At 35.0% G+C, this 23659-nt stretch carries 14 protein-coding genes and 1 tRNA gene; 7 read left to right on the plus strand and 8 right to left on the minus strand.

What is annotated here, in order from left to right; all coding sequences use genetic code 11:
- Positions 1–9: 9 nt before the first annotated feature.
- The 5 genes from PXD56_RS15075 (at position 10) to PXD56_RS15095 (ending at position 4462) form a co-directional block, all read left to right on the plus strand.
- Positions 10–831 carry a sugar phosphate isomerase/epimerase family protein gene (locus PXD56_RS15075; RefSeq protein WP_276494173.1) on the plus strand — a complete coding sequence of 274 codons (822 nt, stop codon included), beginning with the start codon at positions 10–12 and terminating at the stop codon, positions 829–831.
- Positions 832–1018: 187 nt separating this feature from the next.
- The gene (locus tag PXD56_RS15080; protein ID WP_276494174.1) at positions 1019–1753 is read left to right on the plus strand and encodes a M15 family metallopeptidase; all 735 of its coding nucleotides are present in this window, start codon (positions 1019–1021) and stop codon (positions 1751–1753) included.
- Positions 1740–2669, plus strand: coding sequence for an alpha/beta hydrolase (locus PXD56_RS15085; protein WP_276494175.1), 930 nt, complete (start codon positions 1740–1742; stop codon positions 2667–2669). Before PXD56_RS15080 ends, PXD56_RS15085 begins: the two co-directional genes overlap by 14 nt.
- 169 nt (positions 2670–2838) lie before the next feature.
- A tRNA-Pro gene (locus tag PXD56_RS15090) sits at positions 2839–2912 on the plus strand.
- A gap of 395 nt (positions 2913–3307) precedes the next feature.
- On the plus strand, positions 3308–4462 hold the full coding sequence (locus tag PXD56_RS15095) for a glycoside hydrolase family 5 protein (protein ID WP_276494176.1): 1155 nt from the start codon (positions 3308–3310) through the stop codon (positions 4460–4462).
- A gap of 164 nt (positions 4463–4626) precedes the next feature.
- Here the strand turns inward: PXD56_RS15095 and PXD56_RS15100 are convergent, their stop codons facing one another.
- The 6 genes from PXD56_RS15100 to PXD56_RS15125 form a co-directional block, all read right to left on the minus strand.
- A complete protein-coding gene (locus tag PXD56_RS15100) occupies positions 4627–5148 on the minus strand; it encodes a tetratricopeptide repeat protein (protein WP_276494177.1) in 522 nt (173 codons plus the stop codon).
- On the minus strand, positions 5133–5831 hold the full coding sequence (gene prfH, locus PXD56_RS15105) for a peptide chain release factor H (protein WP_276494178.1): 699 nt from the start codon (positions 5829–5831) through the stop codon (positions 5133–5135). The genes PXD56_RS15100 and prfH overlap by 16 nt, the downstream gene beginning before the upstream one ends.
- A 107-nt stretch (positions 5832–5938) precedes the next feature.
- The gene (locus PXD56_RS15110) at positions 5939–7330 is read right to left on the minus strand and encodes an RtcB family protein (protein ID WP_276494179.1); all 1392 of its coding nucleotides are present in this window, start codon (positions 7328–7330) and stop codon (positions 5939–5941) included.
- 668 nt (positions 7331–7998) lie between these two features.
- Positions 7999–8286 (minus strand): hypothetical protein, encoded by a 288-nt coding sequence (locus PXD56_RS15115; RefSeq protein WP_276494180.1) that lies wholly within the window; start codon positions 8284–8286, stop codon positions 7999–8001.
- Positions 8287–8390: 104 nt separating this feature from the next.
- Complete coding sequence (locus tag PXD56_RS15120) at positions 8391–9767, minus strand: CCA tRNA nucleotidyltransferase (RefSeq protein WP_276494181.1); 1377 nt, start codon at positions 9765–9767, stop codon at positions 8391–8393.
- 12 nt (positions 9768–9779) lie between these two features.
- Positions 9780–11177 (minus strand): RtcB family protein, encoded by a 1398-nt coding sequence (locus PXD56_RS15125; RefSeq protein ID WP_276494182.1) that lies wholly within the window; start codon positions 11175–11177, stop codon positions 9780–9782.
- 254 nt (positions 11178–11431) lie between these two features.
- Between PXD56_RS15125 and PXD56_RS15130 the strand changes: the two genes are divergently transcribed.
- Positions 11432–12454: a helix-turn-helix transcriptional regulator gene (locus PXD56_RS15130; RefSeq protein ID WP_276494183.1), complete on the plus strand. Its 1023-nt coding sequence runs from the start codon at positions 11432–11434 to the stop codon at positions 12452–12454.
- Positions 12455–12540: 86 nt separating this feature from the next.
- Complete coding sequence (locus PXD56_RS15135) at positions 12541–15978, plus strand: VIT domain-containing protein (protein WP_276494184.1); 3438 nt, start codon at positions 12541–12543, stop codon at positions 15976–15978.
- Positions 15979–16125: 147 nt separating this feature from the next.
- Here the strand turns inward: PXD56_RS15135 and PXD56_RS15140 are convergent, their stop codons facing one another.
- Together PXD56_RS15140 and PXD56_RS15145 are read right to left on the minus strand one after the other, a co-directional pair.
- A complete protein-coding gene (locus PXD56_RS15140) occupies positions 16126–17466 on the minus strand; it encodes a hypothetical protein (protein ID WP_276494185.1) in 1341 nt (446 codons plus the stop codon).
- Positions 17466–23657, minus strand: a complete 6192-nt coding sequence (locus PXD56_RS15145) for a protein kinase domain-containing protein (RefSeq protein WP_276494186.1) — start codon at positions 23655–23657, stop codon at positions 17466–17468. The genes PXD56_RS15140 and PXD56_RS15145 overlap by 1 nt, the downstream gene beginning before the upstream one ends.
- Positions 23658–23659: the final 2 nt, after the last annotated feature.

A 23659-nucleotide genomic window follows, 5' to 3' on the forward strand; every position in this document is an offset into this window, starting at 1 on the left:
AACATTATAATGATAAAGAAAGTAATGATAGCCGCTATTCTTTTGGGTAGTGGTTTTTTAGCGCAAGCGCAAGAAGTAGGTCTGCAATTATATAGTTTACGAAATCAATTTAAAATGGATGTTTCTAACACCTTAGGATTGATTAATGAATGGGGGATAACCAAAATTGAAGGGGGCGAAACCTATGACATGCCATTAGAAGATTTCAAAGTTTTGTTGGTCGAAAATGACTTAGAGATGGTAAGTGTAGGTGCTGGCTTTGAAGATTTGGAAAACGATGTTGAAAAGGTCATTAAAAACGCTAAAGATTTTGGTGCAAAGTATGTAATGTGTGCATGGGTACCTCACGATGATAATAAGTGGGATTTAGAAGAAACTAAACACGCCACGGAAGTATTTAACAAGGCAGGAAAGATTTTAAAGAATAACGGACTTGTATTAGCTTATCACCCGCATGGATATGAGTTTAGACCTTATAAAAGCGGAACATTGTTTGACTATATGGCACAGAATGCTAAAGATTTTACATTTGAGTTAGATGTTTTCTGGGCGCAACATGGTGGTGCAGATCCATTGGCATTAATGAAGAAATATCCTAAAAAAATTACCCTTTTACATTTGAAGGATATGGAAAAAGGTATTGAGGGTAATAACACTGGTCATGAAGATGATGATACTAACGTTGTGCTAGGAACAGGACAAATTGATATTGCAGGCATAGTCGCCGAAGCTAAAAAAATAGGAATTGAATACATGTTTATAGAAGATGAATCTAAAAATGTAGTTACCCAAGTACCAAAAAGCTTGGTGTATTTAAAGACCTTGAAGTAAACCAACAACCAAAAGTGCATTCTAGCCTTCTATTTTTATACTATAGAGGGCTATTTTGTTTTACAATAAGTATACCTGTCCATTTTTTACTTTTCATTTTCAAACTTTAGAATGGTATTTTTACTCTTTACTAGTGAATATTATATTTTTCTAGTTGTTTAAGTTATAACAAATGAAAATGTGTGCCATGAAGACTATACTACAATTAGTGACACTATGCCTTATCGTTTTTACAACCAGCTGTAAAACGGAAGAATCTAAAAAACAAATGGATACTACAGCTGAGTTGGCAAAAGAAATAGAGGTAGATTCCGTAATAGAAGAAAAAGTCCAAGAGCCAGTGTTCAAAAGCTTGGAAGGTGTTGCAGATACTACATTTGTTCGTTTAGCAGACTATAGTGATGGCTTTGCATATGATCTTAGATATGCCACCGATAATAACTTTCTTAAAGAACAGGTGTATGAATGTGGAGAATGTTATACAAGAGCAAAAACGGTAAAGGCTTTGTTGAAAGCAAATGAAGAATTTAAAAAGCATGGTGTAAAAATTAAATTTTACGACTGTTACAGACCTAATTCTGTCCAGTATAAAATGTGGAAAATAGTACCTAATCCACAGTATGTAGCCAATCCTGTAAAAGGTTCTATTCATAATAAAGGTGGGGCAGTAGATATAACTTTAGTTACCTTGGATGATAAGGAAGTGAAAATGCCATCAGATTTTGATTTCTTTGGTAAACGAGCCTATCATGATAATTTTGATTTACCACAAGAGATACTTGATAATAGAAAGTTACTAAAGGAAACTATGGAAAAACATGGGTTTTGGTCCACCAGAACAGAATGGTGGCATTATAATTTACAAGGCGCATCTAATGATCCTATTGCAAACTTTAAATGGGAATGTAATGAGGTGGAATAAATATACTTATCTGTTCGCTTTAGTTTTTGCGATTAATTTTATGAGTTGCTCTAGCCAAGTAGAGATTATTCCATTGTGGCCTAAAAATTCTGTTCCAAACAATATAGAAAATGAGGTACAGGAAGTCCAAGAGATAACGGATATTTTAAGAATTTCAAAAGTTCAAGAACCAACCATAGAAGTGTATTTACCAGAAAAATCTATTGCTACCGGCAAAGCTTTCTTGATTTTTCCAGGAGGGGGTTATGGTATATTGGCTTACGATTGGGAAGGTACCGATATAGCTAAATTTTTGAATACATATGGAATTGCAGGAATTGTTGTTAAGTACCGATTACCATCTGATGCTACCCAGGTTGATAAGCACAATGTACCTTTAATAGATGCCCAACGGGCAATAAGGATAGTTAAAAGCAAGGCAGAAGACTGGAACTTAGATTCAAATCAGATCGGAATAATAGGGTTCTCTGCAGGCGGTCATTTGGCGTCTACCTTGGGTACACAATATAATCGTAAGGTTTATGAACCCATAGATGAGGTTGACGAGCTTAGTGCAAGACCAGATTTTATGGCATTGATGTATCCGGTAATTACAATGGGGGAGAATACTCATAAAGGTTCTAGAGAGAATTTATTGGGTAAAAATCCGTCAGAAGATTTAGTGTATCAATATTCAAACCAATTCAATATTGATGAAAATACACCAAGAACATTTCTAGCCCATGCTATTGACGATACTGTGGTACCAAGAGAAAATAGCGAATACTTTCATTCGTTATATAATGTAAAAGCAAAAGAGAAATCTGTACTGTATTTATATGATAAAGGCGGACATGGATTTAGTTTGGCAAAAGGACAACCAAATTTAGAGCAATGGACTAACCGACTGTTAGAATGGGTAAATGCATCTGAATAGTATTATTTATTAATAAATAATATATTGTTCTTTTGAACTTCTCTATTTTTGCAATCGAAAATTTCGGGATGTAGCCCTTCGACTTTACTCTGGATAAACTGCACTACAGTGAATCTTAAGTAGTTGAAAAAATATATAATATTAAGGAGATACTCTTTAATTAACATTTCGGGATGTAGCGCAGTCCGGTAGCGCACTCGGCTGGGGGTCGAGTGGTCGCAGGTTCAAATCCTGTCATCCCGACTGAATAAGAAAATGAACTGTGAGAACAGTTCATTTTTTGTTTCCAAAAGCGTCATAAACATAGTTTATAAAAGCGATTGGGAACAAAAAATGAAAAGGCGATAGCCTTTATTTTGTTATTTGCACTGAGGGTTTATTAGGATTATCAAAATCCTTTTGTTTTTGTAAACGATTGGAAACAAAAAATGAAAAGGCGATAGCCTTCACTTTGTCGTTTGCTACGAGGGTTCATTAGGGTTATTTATATTAATTAATAGTCCAAAAATCTCATAGACTTGGGCAATTTGTCTTGACTCGTGTTTTTATACTTAATTGCTTATCTTTCATTTCGCACCAAAACAAAATGTAAGTATATTAATATTCTTGCTCCTTTTGTTTTTAAATAGTAGGTACAAATGAAAAATACGATCCTAGTTTTTGTTTTATTAATCGTAGCTATTATAACAGGTTGCTCTGGTTCAGAAAATCCAGTAAATAATGGTTCTTCAGAAGAAATAGACAACGTAGAAATACCTAGTGACGATTCCGGATCAGATGAAGTCATTGATGGAACTATGCGAGATATCTCTCCTAAAGAATTTGTACTTGACATGGGTTCTGGTTGGAATTTGGGCAATACATTAGATACTGAAGATGTTGACGTGACGGCATGGGGAAATCCTTTGACAACTAAGGCAATGATCGATGAGATTGCCAACATGGGATTTAAAACTTTGAGATTGCCGGTAACTTGGCAATATCATACCGGTTCAGCGCCAGATTATCTATTAGAAACTGATTGGCTGAATACAGTTGAAAATATTGCAAATTTTGCTTTAAGCAATGATATGTATGTGATTATCAATATTCATCATGATGATGAGTGGATTGTACCTACGTATGAAAATGCACCTTTGGTAAAAGATAGATTGACTAAAACGTGGACACAGATTGCCAACAGATTTAAACCCTATGGAGACTATGTAATTTTTGAAACTTTAAATGAACCACGTCATGAAGGGTCACCAGAAGAATGGGAGGGAGGCACCGCCGAGGGGCGAGATGTTGTAAATCAATATCATCAGGTCAGTGTTGATGCAATTCGTGCAACAGATGGCAACAACGCCGTTCGTAAAATTATGGTTTCAACCTATGCGGCTGGTACAGGAGAAAATGTACTACAAGATTACATAGTTCCAAATAATGATGAAAATGTAATTGTCTCCATCCATAGTTATTCTCCTTATTTGTTCAGTCTTGCAGGTACTGATCCAATTTGGGGAACAGATGAGGATAAGGCGCAATTAACGCAAGAATTTAATACCATTCAAAATAAGTTCGAGAGCGAAGGTAGGGCAGTAGTCATGGGCGAATGGGGTTCCACTTTTTCCGATAACGAGAATGACCGTTTAGCTCATGCTGAATATTATGCTAACCTCTGTGCCGAACGCGGTATTTGCCCCATTTGGTGGGATAATGGCAATGCAGATGAATTCGGTATTTTCAATAGAAATACGTTAGAATGGGTATATCCTGAGATTGCAGAAGCAATTGTTAATGCTACGAATTGATGGTGAAATTTATTTTTTTTCAGTATTTTCTGAGGTACTAAGTGTATATAACATCTAATAATGGTGCAATAAAAAAATATCGAAATGAATAGCTTTAGTTTTCATTTCGATATTTATAATCAAGGTTTAGTGGAATTTCGAACTCATTAATATTTTATTTTAAATCATTTTCTTTTTTTCTTCTTTTTTACTTTGGATTTATCCAATTTCAATTTCTTTTTGATTCTATTTTCTTCATCCCCAATAAAAGAGAAGTAATCGTCATTGTATGAATGCTTTTTAGCTTTTTTAAGAAACTTTAAAGCATCTTTATATGCTTCCTTGGTTTCTAACGCATACGCTGAAAGCCAAAACAAATTTCCTTTTGATATCCCTTTTAATGTAAGGGCAAAAGCAATTAGTTTGTTTGCCCTTTCAATTTCATCAACCCAAATCAAGTATTTTATGTAAAGTGGATATACACCCAAATAATAACTATCAATTGCGATGACTTTGTCAAAACAATCAAATGCTTTTTCATATTGGTTTAAGTTTCTGGCATATACTTTCCCCAAAAGACAAAGTGCTGCGCAGTGGTTTTCATCATAAGACAAGGCATAGTTTAGTGATTCGCAAACTTCGTCCCAATCGTAACCAGATGCCGCTTTTGCCTTTAGGTAATAAGTGTCGGCTATTGTAAGTCCCATTTTTGTTGTTTTAAATCGTTTTTTAGCTTTTGCCGTTTTGGTTTAAAGCCTTTTTTCTCTTCTTGATGTTTAAAGTCCGTGCCCTTAAAAACACGAATAGGGTTTCCACGTTGCAAATTCATATGATTTTCCCATTCGTCTATCATGCTATTTTTTAACTGCGCTAGATTAACTTCGTTTACTTTTTCTTTTAATCGAGCTATTGCTAATTTTTTGTTTTGATGTTGTGATCTACTATCCATTGCAACTACTTGAACTCCAGTTGTGTTATGAATTGCTCTCACCGCCGAGTTTACTTTATTTACATTTTGGCCACCAGGACCCGTACTTCGCATAGTTTGAAAAGAGATGTCCTTTTCATCCAATTTCATGGTTTGCATTTGCTTCAATTCAAAAACTCCAATAAACCAGTTTTTTCGTTTATGGTATTTTCGAAATATAGAGATACCGATCCATTGAATGGTTCCCAACCAAGTTGCTAAAAAGGCTTCAAGATCTTCTCCTCTTAAGCGAATAGTCACCGATTGAACTGTTCCATTTAGGTTTCCTTTTTCTCGGTGTATTATAATATGTTTAAACCCTTTCATCTTGGTTTCTTCCAAAAATCGTTTAAGCACTTGGGCAACGACCCAGCTACATTCTGCTGGACCTCTACCTGCTGTTATTTGTATAATTTTTTCCATGTTTTTTAATTAAAAGTTAAACTATAGTGTTCCTACGCCTTTGACTAAGATCAGGATGACAGCTGAGCAAATACTGCTAGCTGCAACTGTCAACTGAACACTAATGTTTACTTATCCATTCTTACTATTTTAGGGGTAAAGGTTCCTATTACTTCTACTAGTTCTTGTTGATTTGCCATGACTTTATTAATGTCTTTGTAAGCCATCGGCGCTTCATCAATACCTCCACCAATAAGGGTTACTTCATTTGATTCTAGTTGCTTTTTAATATCACTTCGTGTAAAAGTTTGTTTACACTTTCGTCTTGAAAAAAGCCTTCCTGCACCATGAGAAGCAGAGTTTAAACTCTCTTTATTTCCCAAACCTCTAACAATGTAACCCGGTGCGGTCATAGAGCCAGGAATAATACCCAATTCACCTTTTGCAGCTGGGGTTGCTCCTTTTCTATGTACAATACACTCTTCGCCATTTACCTCTTGCTTCCATGCAAAATTGTGATGGTTCTCGATTTTAGCCACTGGCTTTTCCCCTAAAAGCTTAGCAAGTCTTGCGTGAATATCGTCATGACATGCTTTGGCATAATCTCCCGCTAAATTCATAGCTAACCAATATTCTTGTCCGTCATGTGTATTTAAATCTAACCATGCTAAATGTTGCACGTGCTTAGGTAAAGGACATTGCTTTGTTGCCAAATAGGTGTAATGTTTTGCAATGTTGGCTCCTAGACCTCGCGACCCACTATGAGAAAGCGCACCTAAGTATTCACCAATTTTCAAACCCCATTCGTTTTGGTTATCTGCAATAGTAACCGTTCCAAATTCTACGAAATGATTTCCGCCACCTGAGGTTCCCAATTGTTTATATGCCTTATCTTTTAATCTTTTCAAGAGAGGGGTATTTTTAAATTCATCTCGCTCAAAGATTTCATGATCGTGCTTTATCTGATGCGTTTCCCGCATTCCAAATTTGGTATGTTCCGAAAGGAAATTAGCCAATTGGTGTTTCTTTCCTTTGAGGTATGAAACCGGAATCGGATAAATAGTCAAACACATTCGACAACCGATATCGACACCGACTCCATACGGAATTACTGCATTCTTAGTAGCCAAAACTCCGCCAATGGGCAGACCATAACCACTATGGGCATCGGGCATTAAAGCCCCAGCGACAGAAATCGGAAGCTTTAAAGCATCATACAATTGGTATTTTGCTTGTTCTTCAATTTCATTTTCTCCATAGATATGAAAAGGTGCTCGTACCGAACTTAAGGCTTGTTTTTTTACTATAACCGGGTCTAATAAACTTTCGGAAATCTTACCCCAAACACCATCGCCCTTATAGTTTTCAGGATGCAACAACACTTTTTTGGCTTCAGTTAATATCTTTTCTTTTTTTACTCTTTTATGATACCTATTGATTTGACCTAAAGTGATATTTATACTATTGTTCTTTGGAAAGCCCAATTCGATAAGGTCTTTTCCACTTAATTTCTTTCCCATGATATTTCATATTAGAGAATAGAATGACCGTTCAACCTTTGAAAAGCCATACTTAATTTGATAAAATGTCTCGGAAAGTTTTGCTCTTAATTAATAAGCATAAAAAAAGTCCGAAACTTTAAAGGCTTCGGACTTTTAATCATAATCGTATGAAGATTTATGTATATAGAAAGTCCTGAAGCAACACTGTTAAAGCACCTGGTACCTTTAGTGTATTCTGATATGTGTTAGAAAAAGTCATATATACTTCAGTTAATTAGTTTTATTGCAGTATTGCGCTGCAAAGCTAAAATGTATTTTTATATTACACAAGAAAAAATAAATATAATTTACTGATTATCAATTAGTTATATTGTTTATTAGACATAGGTATTCCTGTCCGTTGTTTAACAGATAACAGTACAATTAATCAATTTGCTGTTTTTCAAATACTTAGCTTTTAAATAACATTCTTTTGGAATTTTTAGAATTCTCTAGAAAAATTGCATAAAAAAAGCGCCCAATTTCTTGGACGCTCTAGTTATGTATCTGTTTTTAATAGTATCTATCAATCAATTCGATGCAATCCTAGCTTTTCAGCGTCCGGTATGTGATTAAAATGATTTAGCATGTACTATTTTATTTATAATTAACTTTTAAATTTTAAAGATTAAAATGTGGCATGGAGCCTATAATATCTCTATTACTTTACCATACACATTTTTTGTCCATCCGTTAATTCTACCGTGATTATTACCAATTAGCAAACCTCGTTTATCATTCTTCCCTTTTACAAGGTGTGTAAATTCATTTCCACGTACTTTACAGAATACAATATCACCAACATTACATTCATCCCAACTAATTGGCGCAAGGCGCACTGGTTGTTTTGATTTTAACAATGGTAACATAGAATTACCGGGTTCTTTTGAAATGATGGTTTCCCCATCAAGTAATTTTTGAATTTTCCAATTCATAATTTAAATTTTAAAAGTTATGCAGACCAGTATTGGCATGCATATCCCATAAAATTTTCAAAAGAACTATTTCAATGAACTAATGCAAAGATGCAATTTTTATCTTAAATCTGATTTATTAGATCATATAAGAGGTCTTTTCTACTTTTACCTTCCAATTGCTTTTCGTAGCAACTGCTTAAAATTACCCCAAATTGTTGGGAAGGTTTTAAACCTAGATCAATCAAATCTTTTCCTGAAATCAAAGGTTTAATTTCATTCTCTCCAAATTTTTCAAAAAGGTTAAAACAGGTTTCGGATACTTTATGCTCGTCTAAAATGACATCTCTACCAGTTCTTCCCGCAGAATCAGCTTTGCTCTGCCAGCCTAAGATATCAATTCTACATTTGTTGTGTAACCTTTTCCAGGCTGCCTCCTTTGCCCCAGATGCATATAATTGCCCAGGTCTCATATGTAAGCCAACAATAGTGGTTACCTTATGGATCAAAGTTTTATTATTGGTCATCCGTTTTAAAAAAATTTCGGCCAAGAGCATTCCCTTAACATCATGACCATAAGCTGTTAATTCTGGGGTTGTGGTAGAGGGTTTACCAACATCATGTAACAATGCACCAAACATAAAGGGTAATTTCCATTTCTCAGGAATATGAGCCCTTAATTTTGCAGCATTATCCAAAACCATACATGTATGTACCCAAACATCTCCTTCTGGATGCCATACAGGGTTTTGAGGGCATCCAACTAAGTTTTGTAATTCGGGAAAATGCTTTAACCAGCCAGAATCTCTTAAAAATTCTAATCCTATAGAGGGTTGGTCTGCTTTAAGTAAAAGCTTTTCCCATTCTACAAAAATGCGCTCTCCCGGTAATTCTGAATAAGAATCTACCATTTTTCGACAAAGAGCCAAAGTTGATTTAGCGACCGATTTTCCTTTTCTCGGCAATAACTGCATGATACGAAGAACCCGTAGCGGATCTTCTATAAAGGTTTGCTCGTTGGTAGCCCTAAGAATACCTTTTTGTAAATCTACGAGTCCATTAAAAGGATCTACCAATTCTTTGGTATGTAAGTTTAGATACATGCTATTAATGGTAAGGTCTCTTCTTAATCCTGCCTCTTTAGGAGTCATTTTTTCGTCTAGTTCAATGGTAAATCCTTTGTGGCCTATACCCACTTTATTTTCTCTTCTAGGAATAGATATGTCGATTTCTAAATTGGCTATGACTGTTTTAATAACACCAAAAGAATTACCAACCATATTACAATTAATATCTAACCCCTCTATTAAATTGGTGAGTGCTACATAAGAAAGACCATAAACTTCAATATCTACATCTTTAATTTTTAAACCTTGTATTTCATCTATAACAGCCCCACCAATTAACATTGCAGTTCCGTTTTGTAATTCTATTTCTTTAAGGAATTTTTGGAAAGCAACTTCTTCAAAGAATATATTCTTGGTCCTTTGTAAGTTTTCCATATTCTGTTTTATTTAAATTTTAGCTTTCTCTCTTCTTTTCTTCCTCCAAGGAGCATTTACCTGAAAATCTCCAGCCATAATGCAACCGTAAGGCATTACTTTATCAATTATCTCTCCTAAGCCATACTCTTCCATTTGAGAACGAACCGTTTGTGCATTTTTATAAGCGCTAGGCAGCTCAGAAATATCAATTTCTTTAGAAAAGAAACGAACATCTAATCCTTCCGTTTCCAAATTGAACAAGGCTTCTTTGGTAAAATCTGCATTGTTTCTTTTGTGTTGTGTTCTACTCATATTTCTACCAGCTCCGTGTGGGGCAAAACCTAAGTTCTTAGTGGTGGTTTTACCTTCCACAATCAAAACAGGTTCAGCCATATTCAAGGGTATTAATCTTGGACCGGTAATATCAGGCATAAATTTAGGATCTAAGGGTGTAGCGCCTTTAGCATGGTAAAACAAATCTCCGTCTTTAAAAACAAAGTTATGCTCATTCCAGTAACGGTCTTCAGCTTCCATCTCTAGAACTTCTAAAGTGGCGTTATGAATACACTCGTGGTTTAACTTTGTCCATTTTCTTATCGTCTGCAAAGCACTCCAGTACAATTGTCCTTCTTCAGTTTCAAAAGGGATCCATGCATTTTGTTTTAACGCAGCTGGACAAAGGTCTTTTCTAAACCGTTCTGCAATGTGCATTCCTTTTTTGTACAACCTTGCACCTGGCGCTCTAGAACCGTGATGAGTAATCATCATAGTATTACCAGTTTTTTCTGAAACACCAACAAATAAGAAGTGATTACCATCACCTTGAGTTCCTAAATGTTCTATTGCAAGACTTATGTCCTTTGGTGTATTCAATAGTTTATTTGCTTTGAACTCAGCTAATAATTCTTGGGGTAATTTATATTGTTTACCACGTGGTCTACCACCTGGTCCAAAATGTGTAATTGAATGTGCGGCATCTAAAACTAGTTTTGGATCTGTTTTTCCGAAATCGGTCAACATTACAGAGCAACAAATATCTGCACTATGCATACCTGGGTGAATAGCATTCTTTGCTACAACAACACCACCAACGGGAATTGTACCTAGTGGCCCAGTAGGGCACGCATCAGGCATTATAGCCCCATTGACAGTTGTAGGTGTGCGCATTAAAACTTTCATGGAATCCACTACTTTAGTTACATTGGTCTCTTCCAATTCATTTTCGGCTTTTATATTTATTTCGAATTCTGCAGGGTTAGAATGCAGGTTGATCATAGGTGGTAAACGATATTGCTCTAAGAAGTCTAACATAGCTTCTTCTTCCAACTGGTTTGCGTTAATATAATCTATGGCTTCTGGAAACCATTTTCCTGAACGAAAACCTAAATCAATTAATTCTTTTCCTGTGATGTTTACTGTATTTTTCATCTGTTTAGTGTTATTGTTTTTTTAAGGTCATATGCAATTCGCTATTAGAAATTTTAAATAATCGGTAAATCTTTTTAGCTCATTTCATAATTTCTTTTAATTAGCTCTGCCGACTCCATTCGTTCGGCAGAGCGCTACATGAAGACTGTTTTAACTGGTCTTCTTTATGATTCTGGTACAAACTTGAGAACTATGTGCGCAATTATTTTGCGTAGTTGTTTTTGATTTTTTATTTTAATCAAAAACATTGTTAAATGGCAATCAATAAAAATGCACTTATCCGTTATAAAACGATTGATAAATGTCTTCAGAATACATACCGTAAATGGACATTAGATGATTTAATCGAAGCTTGTTCAGATGCTTTATATGAATATGAGGGTCGTGAAATCAATGTAAGCAAACGTACCGTGCAAATGGACATTCAGTTAATGCGAAGCGATAAATTAGGTTACAATGCACCCATAAAAGTTTACGATAAAAAGTATTACAAGTATGAGGAAGATGAATATTCCATAACAGATATTCCCATCACAGAAAATGATATGAATGTGCTTAGTGAAACTGTAGAAATGCTCAAACAGTTTAAAGACTTTTCATTATTTTCTGAACTAGGGGGCATTATTCAACGATTAGAAGATAAGGTGTACACAGAGAAAACGCATCAAGCTTCAATCATTCATTTAGACAAAAACGAGAACCTAAAAGGACTTCATTGGTTGGATGAATTGTATCAAGCAATTCAGAAAAAAATAGTATTGAAATTGGAGTATCAATCTTTTAAAGCAAAGCAATCTGGGGTGATTCAATTTCATCCTATACTATTAAAAGAATTTAATAATCGTTGGTTTCTAATTGGGAAAGGTGCAAAATCAAGAGGAATTGTAAATTTAGCTTTAGACCGTATTAAGAGTGTTGATTATGCTTTTTCCGTGCCTTATATACCTGTAGAGTTCAATGCAGATGAATTTTATAAGAACGTAATTGGGGTAACTGTAAACCAAGGGGAAAGAGCGGGCAATGTTAAATTGTGGGTAGATCATAGGCATGCACCATATGTGGTAACAAAACCTTTGCATCATTCGCAATGTATTGAAGAAAGAAATGAAGACGGTAGTATAGTTATATGTATTAAGGTCAAATTGAATTTTGAATTGGAACGAATTATACTGGGCTACGGAGAAGCTATGAAGGTTTTACAGCCAGAGCGATTAATTAAGCGTATTGCCCTACGAGTCAATAGAGCAAAGAAGTTATACGATATAAAGCCATCTTAACTCATTCAAATGGTCTATTCACTCAGTTTGCATTTCATATCTCGTAGTTTATGTAGACTTTTATCAAAACCATAAAACTACCAATCATGAAAAAGCTGATTTCACTAATTTTTCTATTTATATGTACACAGTTTTTTGCCCAAGAGTCTCTTGAAATAGTACTAAAAGACTCTAGCAAACTAAAACTAACTAGTCTAAAAATTGATGTGACCATCATTGGCAATTTTGCTACGACTACGTATGATATGAAATTTTATAATGAATTAGATAGAACCTTAGAGGGAGAATTAGTATTCCCGTTAGGGCAGGGTCAGTCGGTTTCTATATTTGCGATGGATGTAAATGACAAACTTAGAGAAGCCGTCATTGTAGAAAAAGAATTGGCTCGTGTTGCTTTTGAAAGTACAATAAGGCAAAACATAGATCCGGGTCTGTTAGAAAAAACAGAAGGCAATAATTACAAGGCAAGAATTTATCCGATTTTGCCTAAAAAGTATAAGCACATTGTTTTGACTTTTGAGCAAGAATTGTCAACATTAAATCAACGTCAAATTTATGAACTGCCTTTAGGCATGAAAGCTAAGTTGGATAATTTTTCAATACAAATGAAAGTATTGAATGAGGGAAAGCTGCCTAAAATAAAAAGTGATAATGAAAACTTCTTTTTTAAGGAAAGTAATGGTGGTTTTACGGCATCTTTAGAGAAACAGAATTATATACCAAACTCACCTGTTATAGTAGAGTTGTCAAGTACTGGCAATGCTGAAACACTATTAAGTTATCAAGACTATTTTTATATAAATCAAACGCTTAAACCAAATACTAGGTTAAAGCAAAAGCCTAAAAAAATTAAATTGCTTTGGGATACTTCGTATTCATTAAGAAATAGAAATGTAGAGAAAGAATTAGCAATACTTGGTGAATATTTTGATTACTTAAGAAACGTCGAAGTAAATTATATTTCTTTTAGTAATTCTATAGTTCAAACTAAAATTTATAAAATAGAAAATGGTGATTGGCAAGAATTAAAAGAAGCATTAAAAGATGCTGTTTATGATGGTGGTACATGTATGGATTTTTCTAAGTCATTAGCAAAAATTTTGGGCGAAACACTTTTGTTTACAGATGGTTTGGCGAATCTCGGAGATTATGCTAGAACTAATAACGGCTCAATTTATACAATCAACTCTACTACGTCTGCAAATCATGAATTGCTAAGAGAAGTCGCTACAGTTTCTGGTGGCAGTTATATAAATTTAGTAAGGTTGCCACAGACCGAAGCCTTAAATATTCTAAAACACGAGACATTTCAATTTTTAGGATACCAGCAGAATAATGATATCTGGGAAGTCTATCCAAATAAGAAAACAAACGTTTCTGAAGATTTTACCATTTCTGGAAGATTTTCAAAAGATAGCACTATAGAGTTGTTATTTGGCTATAGCGGAAAAGTAACGGAGCGCATCAAACTTCAGATTAACAAAAATAAAAGCGATGATGTAGTAAAACGACTATGGGCTAAACAAAAGCTAATGCACTTAAGTGGTAATAAAGATGAAAATAAAGAAGAGATAATCTCGCTTGCAAAGAGTCATTATTTGGTAACAGATTATACTTCAATGTTGATTTTAGATAGGGTTGAAGATTATGCGAAGTATCGTATTGAGCCACCCCAAGAATTAAGAGCTCAATACAAAGAACTAATTAAGGATTTAGAAAAAGATGAAGCATATCACCTTGAGCGATTTAATGATAGAAAGAAAGATTTATTCAGTAATTATGATAAAATTTTAAACTGGTATTCAACCAAGTATCCCAAAAAGACATTAAAGCAAAAAGGTGATGCAACAACCAATGGTGTTAGCTCTAGTATAGTAACAAATACCACTAAGGTAGACACTATTGAAGTAGTTGAAAATTCGGTGAGTCCAACTCTAAACCCTAGTGTTATAGGTATTGATTCTACAAAAAGAATAATTACAGGTACTATTGTAGATCAAGCTGGGTTGCCGCTGCCAGCAGCAAGTGTAGTCGTACAGGGAACAGCTAATGGCGTAACAACAGATTTTGATGGTAATTATAGTATCAATGCAGAAGAAAATGATGAATTGGAAATATCATATATAGGTTTTAATTCTTTGTCTCAAACAGTTACTGATTCTAATAATATTTCTATTTCATTAGACGAAAGTTCAGAATCTTTAGAAGAAGTTATTGTTGTAGGATATGGTACGGAGGTAAAAAGAGAAATGACTGGCTCTGTTACAATTAACGTAGCTCAAGCTTTACAAGGTAAGGTAGCAGGGGTAGAGGTAACACAAATTTCAGGTGAGCCAGGTTCAGATTCTAATATTACAGTTAGAGGTATCAATTCAGTTACAGCTAATAATAGTCCGCTTTATTTTGTTGATGGTGAAATTGTTTCAAATAATCCGATGGACGAACTACAACTTGAAGACATTGATGGTATGCAGGTGCTAAAGGCATTAAATGCAGCTTCCATTTACGGAGCTAGAGCTTCAAATGGAGTAGTTATTATAACAACGAAGAAAGGTTTGGAAACTAACCAAGAAGCAATTGAAAAATTTAATCAAGAAATAAGTGATCAGATAGATCTTAAATCTTGGAATCCAGATACGCCCTATATTAAGATTCTAGAAAAAGAACCTAATACAGAATTAGCCTATTGTAAGTATTTGGAAATTAGAGATAAATATTCAAATAGTCCCTCTTTTTATTTAGATGTATCTGACTTTTTTGAGCGCAAAGGAAAATCTGACATTGCAATTAGAATTTTAACCAATCTAATGGAAATTGAATTAAGTAATCATGAATTAATGAAAGCTCTAGGCTATAAACTTGAATACTTTAATCAATATGAATTAGCAGTAATTGTCTATAAAAAAGTTTTAGAACTAAGACCTGAAGAACCGCAATCTTATAGAGATTTAGCTTTGGCATATGAGCAATTGGGCGAAATACAAAAGGGGTATGATTTATTATTTAAATTATATAATGGCGATTTATTAGAAAAAGATGAGGATGACCGCTTTAATGGAATAGAGCAAATTGCTTATGTAGAACTAAGTAGACTGGTATATAAGTATGGTAACAAACTAAAATTAAAAAAAGAAGAGAAAGAAAAGTTTAAACCTCTTGAGACAGATGTAAGAATTGTGATTGACTGGAACCATAATGATACAGACATAGATTTATGGGTTGTTGATCCTAAAGATGAAAAAGCAAATTACTCAAATCAAGAAACAAAAATAGGAGGGCATATGTCTGAAGATATCACAGAAGGTTATGGTCCAGAAGAATTTATGTTGAAAAATGCTATTAAAGGCGAGTATAAAATTTTAGTAGATTATTATGCTGATGACGTTCAGAAAATTTCAGGACCAACAGTTTTAAAAATTACCATGTTTACTAATTATGGTAAACCAAATGAAGAGCGTAAAACAACTGTAGTAAGACTTGATAAAGAGAAAGATGAACTTGAGGTAGGTAGTTTAAGGTTTTGAGATTTCAAATAATCTAAATTTTATTCAATTTTTCATGTTATAGTAAATAAAAAACCACTGTTAAGTAAAAGATTAACAGCGGTTTAATTATTCAAGCATACAGTTAGGTAGCTTTAAGAAAGATAGATCTATGATATAGCTAATACCTTAATTACGTCGTTTCTTTTCAACGTTCTGACTACGTGCAGCATAACCACTGTTTAATGGTACTTCTTTAAGTGGTATTGCTCCAGGCTCCTCCATCTTATCAATAATAATTTCAAGATCTTCATCAGCCAATAAGGTTCTTATATGGTCAATGTTATCGCACCATGTTTCTTCTTCATTTTTATCAAGACTCGGTGACCTTTCGTTACTGCGGTTTTCGTCAGCTACAACACGTGCTTGTATTCGGCTGAGGTTTGTTGGACTCATAATTTCAACTCCGTAAAGTGAATTTGACTCCTTTTTTACGACCAGGCGACCATCTTCTACCCATGCAGTTTGCATAGTTTCGTTTATGGTATAACCTGCTTTTTCAAGTGCAGATTTTATTGCTTTTCTTCTTGCTTCGGCGATACGGTTTTCTGAAGTATTCTTATAAAATTCACGAGCTTTTGCGGCCGTTTCTAACAAATCTTTAAGTGACGAATTTTCGAGTTTCTCTCTCCACTGTGCCATAAATTTAAAGTCTTCGCCTAGTGTTTCTATGAGTAATAAGCTATTACTTAAATCTTCTCGAGCTTCTCTGAGTGCAAGTTCATTTTTAGTGAAATCTGCAGCGTCAATGATTAGAGAATCCAACTGAACCTCATATTTTGCTTCGCTTGAATCAAGCAAACCACAGCGGTCTATTAATGCCTGTATTTTATCTTGAGACATCTCGTGTACGTACATTTCTTTGAGTGTATCTTCTAGTTTTTTCAAGCGTGACTTGGTTTCCGGTAACTTTGCTTTCCATGCAGTAACTGATAACATACTATCGCCTTGCGACAAACGTTGCTGCATATCTAATTGTTCTTCAGATAACTCATCAACCTTAGAGATAGATTTTTGTAGTAATTCGTATAAATTATCTATTTGCGATTTATATGTGGCAAGGTGACTTTTTGTAATAATACTCGGAGCGTTAAAAGGTTCAATAGCAATATTATTTTCTATTGATAGTGCTTTCAACTCGTTATGGGTACTTTTTAGATGTTTAAAACTATCCCAATCTGTGGTGCGCTCGCTGGCTACTTTTTTTTGTAATTTCTTTAGTTCAGCATTTAAGTATTCAATTTGTTGTGGTACTTCTTGCTCAATTTGCAGGTAATCATCAATGGTTAATTTGGCAAAATGTCCATAGGTTTCTGCTAAGCCTTTCTCCAAATCTATATCTAATAGATTATTATTTCTAGCATAATCTTCAGTTCGTTTTAAGGCATATGCAAGTTGTGAGAGCCATCGATCTTTTATGATTTGACGTTCTTGTTGTGTAACAATACGTACTACTTTAGGTCCGCTCATTAATGTTGTATTAGTGCCATTTCTATGGCGTTTTTGAGTTTTAACTGTTCCTCTTGAGTATTCTCAAGCCACTGGTATGATGTTGTTCGGTGTATATGTGGAATAGATCTCTTTAATACTTTTGGGCGCCATAATTCTCTATAACGAGCCTGTTTTAAAAGCATATTATAAGGTGCATCACATTCTATACCTAATACAAAATGACCTTGTTGTTTATCTTTAATGGCAAGATCCATATAGAATACAGAATTATCACTGTTTTCTACAGTCTCATAACCCAAACTCTCCACATAGGCTTTAACGATATTTTTGAATCCGTCATTTCTGATCTTAGCTATTTGCTGTTGATCGCTAGTAGATAAAAGGCGTAAGGTTTTGGTAGCCATCTCAATTTGATTATTAGAGTGTATTTCTGCATAATTGAGATACGTTTGTATATAATCTCTAGGTTTAGATGCCAATCTTCCTGTAGATAAAATATCAGATATTGCTTGTGTAGGCATAGAGGTTGCAATAACTACTTTATTCCGAGCTCTAGTGATGGCTACATTAAGTCGACGTTCGCCACCGCGATGACCTAACGCTCCGAAATTTCTACGAAATGAACCTAAGGTGTTAATACCAAAAGTAGTACTGAATAAGATCATATCTCGCTCATCACCTTGAACATTTTCTACATTTTTAACAAAGAAGCCCATGTCTTCTCCATCTTGCTGCTTATTACGAGCAATGGTAAGGGCTCTACCAAACGTACCATCTTCTACGGCATGTTGTTCAATGATATCTTCAATAAGTTCTGCTTGTTTTTTATTGAAGGTAACAATACCCGTACTCAGTCTCTCATCTTCAGGAAGTGTCCAATGTTTAGCTAAATAAGCAATTAATGTATCCGCTTCGTCTCTATTGGTCTGTTCGTCATAAATTCCATTAACACGAAGTACTTCTATAGGTTTTACAGCAGTAATTTCTTCCTTTGGATGATATGCAGGAATATGTAACATACCGTCATAGAATGCGTAATTAGAATAATTGATAAGTGCCTTGTATTGCGAACGATAATGTATTTGTAGGGTAGTGGTAGGCAAGACTGTTTTTGCCAAGGACAGTAGATCCGGACTGTCTTTTACCTCTTTTTTATTCCACGCATCTTCATAATTTACAAGCTCTTCTTCAGAGTGATCTTCGTCAAGTTCTGACTGATCCGTATCATCATCGTCGTCTTCTACCTTCTTGGTAAAAAATCCTGTGGGAGGCATTTGTTTTTCGTCTCCGCTTATAATTACCCGTTTACCTCTATACAATGCAGGTATTGCATGATCCACTAACATTTGCGATGCCTCGTCAAAAATTACAACATCGAACATACCGGACTGTAAGGGTAATGCTTGAGAAACCACCTCAGGATTCATAAGCCAAACGGGTCTTAGTTCAAGTAATCCTAATGGTTCGCCTTCTGTTATAAATTCACGGAGTTTTTTATAATTCTTACCTCTTAATCTCGTAATGCCATTCCATGCTGATTGAGAATCTATTTTGTCAAAATTGAAGTTGAGTGCTAAAATATTTCTATTGAGCGTTTTCATCGATTTTAGATTTTTTTCTAAATCACCAATCTTATTTATCACTTCACTCTCTGCCATAAGCATTGAGGGATACGTTTTTTCAATACGCTGCTTCCAAGCCAACAATCCTTCACGATGAAGCGAAGTACCTATTACAACAGACCATTTTTCTTTAGGGAAATTAGAAAGTTCTTGTTCATAGTTTCTAAGAATAGCAAAGATTTCAATAAGTTCATTTTGAGCCGGACTATCGTTAAAACGTATTCTAAATTTTTGATAAGCGACAAAATTTTCCATATCAGCAATGATCGATGTAATAGGGTCTAAGTCTCTGTAATTATGTTCTATAGCATGATTAAAATTAGAGACCGCATTAGGTGTCAACCATTTTTCAAGCACCTGTAACTTCTCTAGAGATTGTTGTCTGTTTTGATGGCGTGTGCTTGCATTTTCTAAGGCAATAGAGAACTCTTCAAAGGCATTCTCATCACCCGTTTCAAGTATTGCTCTTGCTTCATCTTTTGCAGGACAGCTACGTAAGGTACTTACCAGTGAAATTGCTTTTGATAAATCTCGAGTCGTTGATTTTATGTCCACAGCCAATCGTCTCGGTTCATTTATTTCGAGAGAATTAGTCTTTAATTTTACAAGATTTTGAGCGTATTCATTCCGGTACGCTCTAAAATTATTTTCAAGGTGTACTGCAGCTTGTAATTCTTTAACGGTATTTTCATTTAATTGAAGGTGATGCTCATTCGTTATTTTTTTAAGCCGAGCTTTATATATCCAATAAAAAGGATTCATAATTTTTAAACCAGAGGTACTTAAATAACTAGTACAGACCTTATTTAATTTCAATACTTTATCATCGTCTAATGTATCGAAATAATGAGCAAATCTATCATCTTTATAGTTAGAGATAAGCTGCTCTACTTGTTCTAATAGTTGACTAAGCTTGTCATGAATATCTTCACCAATAGAGCGGTTATCAAATTCATCATAAAGAAGATCTAGCCAAAGTTGACTTTGAGAAGCTTGTGATTTTGATACGTTAATCAACACATTTTTATGCGAAGCTAACCATTGACTATAATGTTCCGCATTAACGGTGTCTAGTTTTCCGGTAGACTCTTTAATAAAGTCTACACGTATTTTTTCAGTTTCATAGAACGCGTACAGGTCTTTGGTCAATACTGTTTCAGTAGTACTATCAAACGAAGTTACTTGAAGGTTTTGAAGATTATTACCTTCATACTTAGAGGGTACCCAATCTGTTATTAAGCTACTTATTTCTTCAATATGTATGTTAAGCTTGTCTCTGGTGCTATCTTCAAAAAGCATTCTCAGTTCAGGTACTTCTAGGTATTCTTTCGAAGTAATAGCAATCAATTCTGATAGCACATTTCTATAGCTCAACCCAGAAGTATCGTCTTCAAGATGAATCTGATGAGATAATACATCAAGATTAGCTTCTATTCGATCTATTTTTTTTCCGAGATCTTCGCGTTTTTGAATAAGATTATCTAAGTTGTGTTGATTGTAAGGTTGAGAATAATAGTGTGCTATTTGTTCTCGTATACCTTGTATGATTGGTTGGCGATCACGTATTAAATCTGTAATAAGCAAGGCTCTTTTATCTAAGCCAACTGCTTGTAATCTTTTTAAAATAACTTGTATTGCAGCTCTCTTTTGAGAAATGACCAACACTTTTTCGTTTCTACCAATACAATCTGAAATAATATTGACAATGGTTTGACTTTTCCCTGTACCTGGTGGACCTTCGATAACGATGCCTGGCGCTGATCTACTTTTTAGAACAGCGTTATCTTGAGAAGGATCAATTGCCATTGTGGTATACCGACCATTTTCTGTACTTTCTTCTACTTGGGTAGTTATTTCAGGTTCAGAAATTTTTAAGATAGGTTCCATTGATGAACCAGTGTGCGGTAATTTTTGTAAAAGACGTAAGTCTTCACTAATGGCCTGACCCGTAAAATTTGCATTGAAAAATACCGCAGATGGATGCAGCTCTGTTCCAATTTCATCTCTACTGAAATTAACACTAGGGTGTGCAATGAGTTCGTTTGTTTTTGCAGGAAAACATGCGCTAAACGCATCAATTATTTCAGAACAATGCAACGATTGTCTACCCAGAATCTCACGGCTTATTTTCTCTAATTTTTTATAACTATCAGGATCTAATGTATTTGCAAGAGCAGGGTTCAACCTTATTTCCCCTTGCGCATAATCAAAACTTATTTTTAACGATGTAGTTGCTCTAGAACTAAAGTCTAAATGAACTGGCCATAATAGAATAGGCATGATACGTGGCCTGTGGGTCATTTTCTGTTGGGCTATCAAAAACGGAAACCCCATAAATAACGAATCTAAACCTGTATCGCGCTTAAAATTGGCAGCTTTAAGCAACATTCTTCTCGTTCGTCTTGCTAACAGTGCATTTTTATTGAAAGCCAAGGGGTCTACATTTTCCGTACCTGTAGATCTTTTAAGAATATTTTGTACAAGCTTTTCAGTAGATTTTAAGCTAGTGCCAAGTTCATTAACGTCAATACGAGCCGAGTGTTTTGATATAATCAACCTAACTAACGGACCTCTAGAGGATGCGTACACCACTTTTTTCTCAAAATGACGTAATAAGCTAGAACCATATTCATGTTTGGGCGGTGCTACCCATCTGTTTTTAGGAATAGATAGACATAGTACAGAAGGTATAATGGGTAATCTCTTTTCAATTCTGAAACGATCTGCCCATCTATCCAACGCTTCATTATTACAGCGAGAGAAACCTTCTAAATGGTTGTTTAGCATCTCAAAGATTTCTAATCTATACTTTATAAGACAAGCTTCATAAAAAGGTACGTTGAGTTCTAGATCATGCTTTTTCGCAAGTTTTTTTGTTTTGTTTATAAGCTCCTCCAATGTAATAAACTGATTTCGACTGGCACTTAAAACAAGTATCATATCTTCTTCACGAACCCTTAGATTACTCATAACATCTGAAAGTCCGGCATTATGTGCATCTGGATAAAGGCGACGCAAGAAATCCATTTCAGATTTAAGTTTTACTCGTGAAGAACTTAGGCTGTAAATTAAAAACTTATCATTGTCTAATTGAATTTCTTGGTTTTTTGCTTTTCGCGTAATGTTCGCTTTTCTTTCCTTAAGCTGAATGAGCCATTTTTCTCGCTGAATACTTGCTAAATAATCGGGTACTTGGCTTTCAACAAGGTTGATAGCTTCTTTCGTATTTCCCATAAGCCATGCCGGGATTACGATCTGTCCTCGCCAAGTAAGCGGCAATGCCTCATTTAAAACCATTAAGGCTAGGGGGTAGCACCATTCTAAAGCAATATCCTCTTTATTTCTAAGATCACGAACAGCTGCAGATTTTTGGTCGTTACCAAGAACCTCACTTACCCAGCTGGCAAGAGAACCAGAATTAAAAAGCGATAAGCCCTCTTCCCAATGTTCTTCTTCGGCAGCAGCTAAAGCAAAGAATGCAACATTGGTATAACTTTCAGAACCCAGCGTAATTTTCTTTTCTTTTTTCGTAGTCGTTGTAAGGTGTTCTACAGGAGCTAAGACCTTTTCATTTTTAAGCCATTTATCAACCTGTTCCCAATTCCAACGTTTTACCGGGTCTCTGTAAAGTAAACCCTTAAGCAAATGCAAAATACGCTCATCAATAGTAGGCGGAATATCTACGCCTCTAGTGATCAGGTGAATCATAAATGCTTTGTCATTGATATTTTCAAAGAATTCTCCCTTTGTAATATGTTCTAAGACAATCATACCTAAACTCCACCAATCTGAAGCCGGACTAACACCACCTATAATGGCTTCTGGGGCGGTATATCTAGTAAGTTCTATGGGTGTGTCCGTATCTAGATCATAATCTGACAAACGTGCAGAACTGTAATCTATAATAACCACATCAAAATTTTCAGAATCTCTTAGTAGAAGATTTTTAGGACAAATATCGCGATGACGAATACCTGCCTCAGAAAAATCGTGTATAGCTCTACCGACTTCATCCACTAATTTCTCTATTTTATCAAGCTCTAGATATCCCAATTTATCTAAAGACCCACCATCTATGCATTCAGAAACTTCAAAAAAGCGACCGTTCCATTCACCGGTTTTTATAAGTGTGGCAATATGGTCGCTATCCATTTTGTCCAATACTTTGTAAAGACCCTTGTCCGGCTCACTGTTTTCAAAATACAGGGTTAGAAAGTACTCCTTGTCTGCAGCGTCTTTGACTATAAAGCATTCTTTGGTTGTACGTTGTGCTTTAACAGTTTTAACAATTTGATATTCATCTATTTGTTGGGTATTGGTATTTTCATGGGCAGTAGTTAGCGTTTCAATATCTGCACTACATTCCATACACATAAAGTCGTTTGGCTGAACTTCGTGTCCGTTAGTACAGTAACGCGCGTTCTGTACAACAGGGGTGTTTTCAATTTCTACCTTACCGCCTTTTGGTGTTTGGGTAACGTTCATGAGCAACCAACTACACGTAGCATCATTGACCGTATTTTGGCAGTACATTTCTTGAACAGGGCGTTCACTATTACAAGCAGGGCAGAGTCTTACAAATTCCATAA

The organism is Maribacter zhoushanensis (assembly GCF_029350975.1).
In the GTDB taxonomy this organism is placed as follows: domain Bacteria; phylum Bacteroidota; class Bacteroidia; order Flavobacteriales; family Flavobacteriaceae; genus Maribacter; species Maribacter zhoushanensis.

Bases quoted from the DNA above. Each gene is read 5' to 3' on its own strand.
- prfH (WP_276494178.1), bottom strand. From the start codon at position 5,831: ATGGAAAAAATTATACAAATAACAGCAGGTAGAGGTCCAGCAGAATGT.
- PXD56_RS15130 (WP_276494183.1), top strand. From the start codon at position 11,432: ATGGCAATCAATAAAAATGCACTTATCCGTTATAAAACGATTGATAAA.
- PXD56_RS15125 (WP_276494182.1), bottom strand. From the start codon at position 11,177: ATGAAAAATACAGTAAACATCACAGGAAAAGAATTAATTGATTTAGGT.
- PXD56_RS15140 (WP_276494185.1), bottom strand. From the start codon at position 17,466: ATGAGCGGACCTAAAGTAGTACGTATTGTTACACAACAAGAACGTCAA.
- PXD56_RS15110 (WP_276494179.1), bottom strand. From the start codon at position 7,330: ATGGGAAAGAAATTAAGTGGAAAAGACCTTATCGAATTGGGCTTTCCA.
- PXD56_RS15080 (WP_276494174.1), top strand. From the start codon at position 1,019: ATGAAGACTATACTACAATTAGTGACACTATGCCTTATCGTTTTTACA.
- PXD56_RS15095 (WP_276494176.1), top strand. From the start codon at position 3,308: ATGAAAAATACGATCCTAGTTTTTGTTTTATTAATCGTAGCTATTATA.
- PXD56_RS15075 (WP_276494173.1), top strand. From the start codon at position 10: ATGATAAAGAAAGTAATGATAGCCGCTATTCTTTTGGGTAGTGGTTTT.
- PXD56_RS15120 (WP_276494181.1), bottom strand. From the start codon at position 9,767: ATGGAAAACTTACAAAGGACCAAGAATATATTCTTTGAAGAAGTTGCT.
- PXD56_RS15085 (WP_276494175.1), top strand. From the start codon at position 1,740: ATGAGGTGGAATAAATATACTTATCTGTTCGCTTTAGTTTTTGCGATT.
- PXD56_RS15135 (WP_276494184.1), top strand. From the start codon at position 12,541: ATGAAAAAGCTGATTTCACTAATTTTTCTATTTATATGTACACAGTTT.
- PXD56_RS15100 (WP_276494177.1), bottom strand. From the start codon at position 5,148: ATGGGACTTACAATAGCCGACACTTATTACCTAAAGGCAAAAGCGGCA.
- PXD56_RS15115 (WP_276494180.1), bottom strand. From the start codon at position 8,286: ATGAATTGGAAAATTCAAAAATTACTTGATGGGGAAACCATCATTTCA.
- PXD56_RS15145 (WP_276494186.1), bottom strand. From the start codon at position 23,657: ATGGAATTTGTAAGACTCTGCCCTGCTTGTAATAGTGAACGCCCTGTT.